We start from the raw sequence: 854 nt of genomic DNA on the forward strand, positions 1-854 counted from the left end.
CGGTCGAAAGGTCGCGAGGCACTTTGCGGTTCGTCCATGCGTTTTGAAAAGGCTCCAAGCGCATCGAAGGTGGCCATTGAATAAAGATTAACCTCTTGTGCACCACCACATAGCACCATGCCCTGCAAACCCTGTTTTATCATCATGTAACCCAATCCGATAGCGTGACTGCCACTGGCACAGGCCGCACTAACGGTGAAGTTTATTCCGCGCAAATGGAAGATGGTGCTTAGGTTCATCGTTACCGTCGAGTTCATCGACTGGAAGATGTAACCCGAACCCAGCAGTTGCGAGTCGTGTTTCTCGCGCATGATGGCTGCCGCCTCGATGACAGGTGTTGAAGAAGAGTCGTTGCCGAAGATGCAGCCCACCTCGTTGGCCAGCAGATAATCGTCGTCGATGTCCGCCATAGCCAGGGCTTCCCGGCTAGCCATGAAGGCATATTCGCCTTCTTCGGGCAGTCCCGTGCGCATTCGTCGGTCAAGCAAGCCCTTCAAAACGGGTCGTTCAACGATGCCCGTCAGTGCGCTTTGGTAGCCGTAGGTCAGTCGGGCCTCGTCAATCCCGATGCCCGATTGCCCTGCGCGTAGTGCGGCCGTTGTCTCTTCGGTGTTTTTTCCTAAGCATCCCCATACGCCGATGCCCGTTATTACCACTCTTTTTTGCATTTGTTCTTATATTAAAGAAAGCCTCACCCCCAACCCCTCTCCAAGGGGAGAGGGGCGTGGTGTGCCTTGTTTATTCGTATCGTGTAGTCGTTACCTCCCTCTTATATAGGGTGGTCTTTCAACTTTAAGCATCTTAGAGGAAACATCTCAGCCTATTGCCGCCCATGCTTAAATAGGCTAATCACT

At 52.7% G+C, this 854-nt stretch carries 1 protein-coding gene; it reads right to left on the reverse strand.

Going from position 1 to position 854, the window contains the following annotated elements:
• Window positions 1–668: beta-ketoacyl synthase N-terminal-like domain-containing protein (locus tag BN93_RS15985; protein WP_019189278.1), on the reverse strand; the 668-nt coding region annotated here is incomplete at its 3' end.
• Window positions 669–854: the final 186 nt, after the last annotated feature.

This window comes from Prevotella conceptionensis 9403948 (assembly GCF_000312305.1).
Lineage (GTDB): Bacteria > Bacteroidota > Bacteroidia > Bacteroidales > Bacteroidaceae > Prevotella > Prevotella conceptionensis.